This is a genomic window from Marinomonas sp. AWM4_232, from assembly GCF_056158325.1.
In genome coordinates, this window is record NZ_JBSWTA010000011.1 from 1 (window position 1) to 6,172 (window position 6,172).

6 protein-coding genes are annotated in these 6,172 nt (G+C 41.1%); all 6 read right to left on the bottom strand.

Features of this window, described 5'->3' with window-relative positions; translation table 11 throughout:
• Nucleotides 1-113 (bottom strand): MotA/TolQ/ExbB proton channel family protein (locus tag ACXAC1_RS20095; protein ID WP_475064015.1); only part of this gene is annotated, 113 nt, incomplete at its 3' end.
• Nucleotides 88-564, bottom strand: coding sequence for a MotA/TolQ/ExbB proton channel family protein (locus ACXAC1_RS20100; protein WP_475064009.1), 477 nt, complete (start codon nucleotides 562-564; stop codon nucleotides 88-90). The genes ACXAC1_RS20095 and ACXAC1_RS20100, both read right to left, overlap by 26 nt.
• A 969-nt stretch (nucleotides 565-1,533) precedes the next feature.
• On the bottom strand, nucleotides 1,534-2,538 hold the full coding sequence (gene ruvB, locus ACXAC1_RS20105) for a Holliday junction branch migration DNA helicase RuvB (protein WP_371351880.1): 1,005 nt from the start codon (nucleotides 2,536-2,538) through the stop codon (nucleotides 1,534-1,536).
• A gap of 7 nt (nucleotides 2,539-2,545) precedes the next feature.
• Entirely contained in the window at nucleotides 2,546-3,166 is a 621-nt protein-coding gene (ruvA, locus tag ACXAC1_RS20110) for a Holliday junction branch migration protein RuvA (protein ID WP_054553010.1), read from the bottom strand.
• 1 nt (nucleotide 3,167) lies between these two features.
• Nucleotides 3,168-3,692 (bottom strand): crossover junction endodeoxyribonuclease RuvC, encoded by a 525-nt coding sequence (ruvC, locus tag ACXAC1_RS20115; protein ID WP_054553009.1) that lies wholly within the window; start codon nucleotides 3,690-3,692, stop codon nucleotides 3,168-3,170.
• Nucleotides 3,693-3,830: 138 nt separating this feature from the next.
• On the bottom strand, nucleotides 3,831-6,155 hold the full coding sequence (locus tag ACXAC1_RS20120) for an ABC transporter permease (RefSeq protein WP_475064011.1): 2,325 nt from the start codon (nucleotides 6,153-6,155) through the stop codon (nucleotides 3,831-3,833).
• Between the last annotated feature and the right edge of the window lie 17 nt (nucleotides 6,156-6,172).

The following is a 6,172-nucleotide window of genomic DNA, read 5'->3' on the forward strand; positions in this document are numbered from 1 at the left end:
GGAATTGCAGCAAATAAACCCATTGCTGTTGCGATTAGTGCTTCAGCAATACCTGGCGCTACCATTTGTAGCGTTGCTTGCTTAACTTCACCTAATGCGATAAATGCGTTCATAATACCCCACACCTGTACCAAACAGGCCGATGTAAGGACTAATAGAACCCACTGTTGCTAAAAACGATAAACTTGACTCAAGCTTTTCAACTTCACGCGATAAAGCAACACGCATTGAACGGTGTGTGCCTTCCATAACAATACTTGCACTTTGTGGTGAATTTTTCTTATGACGTGCAAACTCTTTAAAACCTGCAACGAATAATGCTTCAACACCTGATGCGCCACCAGGACGCGCTGATACTTCGTTGTATAATTTACTTAGGTCAATACCCGACCAAAACTTCTGCTCAAAGCGCTTTGCGCCATTAAGTGCATCAGAAATCGCTTTTTTACGCTGAAAGATAATTGCCCATGACATTACCGACATACCGACTAATGCCAACATTACTAGCTGGACAAGTACACTGGCTTCTAGAATAAGATCTAAAAAGTTAAGCCCTGATCCCACGTTAAACTCCTAAAATAGATTTCTATGTAATTTGTTATATTTTTTACACTTGTATTTATTGACCACAAAGGCGGCCAAAAGTTACATCTAGTGTATCTAGTCAGCTATGAACTGACAACGCTCTTGCTGTGAATTAGCGGCAAATAACGGTAAAAAGCAATTTGCTTAGTTATTTTTTAGCCACATTAGGTTTTATCAATACAATTATGCATATTTTCACCTTAATAATAAGTCACTACAGTGACACTAAAAAGCAACCAAAACAGCCAAAAACTCGACGTTTATTCATAAATAACGCATAAACACCCAAAAGCACTTTTACGAATCTACTACAGAATACTTAAACTAATCCTGAATAAAGTTCTTAAAATTTATAAAAACCTTCCCATTCATAAACTTAAAATTAATATATTCACAATGTGAACAAAAAGAAAACAATTAAAAAATATACTCACATTAGTTTTTTTTATCTGAAAATAAAATTTTTCTAGTTTGAAGAAAAATCCATCATTGCGTATTATTTACCTATACCGAGCTAGCAACCTCATGAAAGTTTCTTTCATTAAGCTCCGTTTTTAGCAATATGAAATTTCGTATTGCACTAGGTTTACTTAAATCTGGATAAAACCTTTTTTAAGTAGACCGTAGTTCCCTGGATTACTTCCTTCAACTTGTTGTTTGCCCGCATCCTTATGCGGGCTTTTTTTTGCCTACACAAACGTCAATGAGAATACCTATCGATAACTTAACAGCATGTGAATTACAGATGTTAAAATAAGACAACAACCCAGTGGTAAGCGGTAAGCGGTAAGCGGTAAGCGGTAAGCGGTAAGCGGTAAGCGGTAAGCGGTAAGCGGTAAAAATCTACTTACCCGTTGGATACAAGCAATTTATCTCGATAAAAAGCAGCCCTTTCGAGCTGCTTGATACTTATAGCTTAAAGCTTGTAACTAACCGCGGGGTTTTTAGTTATTTTTCTGGCGTTAGCCCAAAGTGTAAATAAGCGATGTCTGAAACAAGTCGTCCGCGTGGGGTGCGTTGTATAAAGCCTTGTTGAATTAAAAACGGCTCTATCACATCTTCAATGGTTTCTTTTTCTTCACCAATTGCAGCCGCTAGGTTATCAAGGCCAACGGGGCCGCCCATAAATTTTTCGATAATAGCTAACAGGTATTTTCTATCCATGTAGTCAAAACCGCTTTTATCAACATCAATCATATCGAGGGCTTGCTCTGCAACTGTGGCATTCACTTTACCGTCTGATTTCACTTGGGTGTAATCACGAACGCGGCGTAATAAACGGTTTGCTATGCGCGGTGTACCGCGTGAACGCTTGGCGATTTCTGTAGCACCTTCATCGCACATGGTTAAGTCTAAAAAGCTTGCTGAACGGGCAACAATTTTTGATAAGTCTTCAACCGAATAAAATTCTAATCGCTGTACGATGCCAAAACGGTCTCTAAGTGGTGAGGTGAGTGAGCCAGCACGCGTTGTTGCGCCAATTAAAGTAAATGGCGGTAAATCAAGCTTTATTGAACGTGCTGCAGGGCCTTCACCTATCATGATATCCAGCTGATAATCTTCCATTGCTGGATACAAAATCTCTTCGACTTGCGGGCTCAAACGGTGAATTTCGTCAATAAACAGTACGTCACCTTCTTCAAGGTTCGTTAAAAGTGCGGCTAAATCCCCTGCTTTTTCAAGCACTGGCCCCGACGTTGTTTTAATATTAACCTTAAGCTCGTTGGCAACAATGTTTGCAAGTGTGGTTTTACCAAGACCCGGTGGACCAAATATTAATAAGTGATCCAGCGCTTCGCCACGATGGCGAGCTGCCTCAATAAAAATTTCCATTTGTTGCTTAACATGCGGCTGGCCTGTGTAATCGGTTAACAGTTTTGGTCGTATGGCACGATCAACACTGTCTTCGTTACTTTGTTCACTCGCATCTATTAAGCGATCTGCTTCAATCATGGTTTACTCACAACATTGATTTTAGAGCTTCTTTAATTAGAACCTCGGTCGTCATATCTGGTTTGTTCACTGTTTTAACCGCTTTTTGTGCTTGCGGTAGCTTATAGCCTAATGCCACAAGTGCTGATACAGCATCATCAGCAGCATTATTTGCCACTAGGGTATCATCACTTGATGGCTCAATGACGGCATTATCGCTAAATGGTGTAAATAAGTCATTACCCCAATTTTTAAGCCTGTCTTTCATTTCGAGCACTAAACGCTCAGCCGTTTTTTTACCAACGCCCGGTAGTTTAACCAGTGTGGTCGCATCTTCATTATTAACACAACTTACAAATTGCTGCGCCGACATACCCGATAAAATAGCTAGACCAAGCTTTGGCCCTACACCATTGGCTTTTAAAAGCTCTCTAAATAAAGCGCGTTCGGTTTTGTTGTTAAAGCCAAATAATAGCTGGGCATCTTCACGTACCACAAAATGGGTATAAATAATCGCTTGCTCACCCACTGCTGGTAAATCATAAAAGCAAGTCATGGGCATTTGTACTTCGTAGCCTACACCACTTACTTCGATAAGAATTTCTGGTGGCTGCTTTTCTACTAGTAAGCCATTTAATCGACCAATCATATTACTTCCTTAATCGTCCTCTTACGGTTTTGCTCGCACTGCCCGCAAGTTTTATTAAATTTTGTTCTGAGTGTGCATGACAAATAGCAATTGCTAAAGCATCTGCGGCATCGGCTTGAGGGGTACCTGGCAGCTTTAAAATGTTTTTAACCATATGCTGTACTTGAGACTTATCGGCTCCGCCATTACCTACAACGGCCTGCTTAATTTGCCGAGCTGAATATTCATAAACTGGCAGCTCTGCCATTGAAGCACCAACGATAGCAGCGCCACGTGCTTGACCGAGTTTAAGCGCTGAGTCTGGGTTGTGTGCCATAAACACTTTTTCGATAGCAAAACTGTCTGGGGAGAATTGCTCTACCAATTGACTGATCCCTTGGTAAATCATTTTTAAGCGTATCGGAAAATCGTGATCGGCCAATTTAATGCAGCCACTGCCTAAATAAGTGAACTTAGCACCTTGGTGGGCAATCACGCCGTACCCTGTTAATCGTGAACCAGGATCAATCCCTAAAATAATCGCCAACTAACTGACTCGTCTATTATCATTATTATCTGCGGTTAATAATGCCAGAGCACTGTATAAATTACCAGTAGCCAATTGCAATTCATAAAAAATGCCCGCAATTGCGAGCATTTTATAGTCAACCTTTAATTAAGACATTTACGCGAGCGAGCGTAATAAGCCTTGGGTATTTTTTCGCATTGTTCGCGCTATCATCAAATAACCCAAACATGCCACAAATAAGCCCCCGACTGCTGGGCCAATAACCCAAATATGAGGGTGGAACTTACCTGCTAAATCGAACATCTGTCTTTGCACTATTAACAGAGCGATGTCACTGACAATGGCAGCGACTAAACCTGCAGTTACGCCTAATAATAAAAACTCATATAAGGTGGCATTTTTAATTAAGCGCCCTTTCGCACCTAAAGTTCGCAAAATAACAATCTCTTGCATTCGCTCACCCAAACTTGCTTGTACTTGTGAAATAAGTACTAAAGCGCCACAGGCAACCACAATCGCTAGTACAAAGCCAATCGCTAACGATACTTGTTCTATGGTTGAGCGAATTTGTTTAATGAAGCTTTCAACATCTATCACGTTAACCGTTGGGTATTGACGCATTAGCTCATTAAACTCACGTTTTTTCTCTGCTTTTACATTCACTGATGAAATATAAGTAGCCGGGAAACTAGCTAGCACATCTGGGCTTAAAATAATAAAGAAGTTAGGTTTAAGCGTGGTCCAATTAACCTTACGTACACTGGTAATTTTTGCGTCAAACGACTGCGCGCCAATTAAGAAAGTAAGCGTATCGCCTATTTTTACATCAAGGCGCTCAAGCATCGACTCTTCGACCGATGCCTCGGCTACTGAGTCTTCACTAAACCATGTACCGTCGATAAGCTCGTTTTGATTAGGTAAGTCTTTACGCCAAGTTAGGTTTAACTCACGGCCAATACCAGAGCGGGCTTCTTCGTCTTTCTTTTCGTTGTCTTCTTGTGATACTTCGCGGGCAACCAACTCACCATTTACGGCATTTACACGGCCACGAACAACCGGATAGAAATCAGACGTTGGCATATCATTTTGCGCTAAGAAGCTAGTAATAGGCTCTAACTCTTGCTCAGTAATGTTCACTAAAAATGAATTAGGGGCATTTTCAGGAAGCTGAGACTGCCAATCCGAAATCATGTCGTTCTTAAGTACAATTAAAAACAGTAATAACTTGATTGCCAAAGCAAAGCTAATTAATTGTACCGCATTCACATTGGCACGCTTTTGAATTGACGCAATCGCCAATGACCAACTGTTGCCCGGACTCAAGCCAAGTTTGCGGCCACCACCAAAAATAACCTTTGATAAAGCAAATAACACCGCAATTAAAAATGCCGTCGAAAGGAACAAAATTGCACTAATTTTGATGTTGTTACTAAATAACCACATCAGTAAAAACACAGTAAGCGCCGACATAGTAAGGTGCACTTTACTTACCAATAAACGGTCGCCTAAGTTACGGCGAAGCACACGGAGCGGCGGAATATCAAATAAATCGAGTAGCGGTTTAATTGAAAACATAACCGCACAAATCACACCCGTGCTAATCGCAATGATCCAAGGTTTTGCCGATGCACTCGGCAATGCTGAGCCCATGGTTTGTGCCAAATAATCAGTGGCAATCGCTTGTAAACCATAACCAATCAGTAAACCCACAATCACCGACATTGAACACACAAGGCTCAAATGTAATAAATAGATTTTACGGATCATCGCGCGGCTACCGCCAAGCGTTTTCATCATAGCAACTGGGTCGTACTGACGTTCACAATACCGTTTTGCCGATACCGCAATAGCAACAGCAGCTAAAATAATGCCTAGCAAACCAGCTAGCAATAAATAACTCTCGGCACGATTTAAACTATTAGAAATAGGTGACTGGCGGTCTTTAACACCATACCAACGTTGGTTTTCTTTCATCTGTGGTTTTAACCACGCATAAAAGGTATCTAAATTGTCTTTTTCGCCAGCATAAAGTTGACGGTAAAACACCCGACTACCCGGCTGAATTACCTCTGTAACAGCAATATCTGCTTCATTAATTAAAATTCGCTGGCTGCTCGAGAACACATTAAACGGCGCATCTGGCTCTTCGGCTACAACATGACTAGCCGTAAAAGTAGCAGCGCCAAGCTCTACTTTATCGCCCACTTTAATGTTTAGCGCATAAAATACAGATTCACTTAACCACACTTCACCACGACTTGGGATATCAGAAGTTACTTGTGGTTGACCAGTCAGGCTAGTTTTTACTTTTAACTCGCCTTTTAACGGATAGGTGTTTGATACCGCTTTAACCGAGCCAAGTTGCATTTCGTCACCGGCAAATAACATGGTATCGAAGTAGGTTATTTTAGCGGTGCGTAAGTTTTCTTGGTTGGCTTGTTCTAAAAACTCAGCAGGCAGGTGCTGGAAGTTAGAAGCCACAAGGATCGGTTAACCTT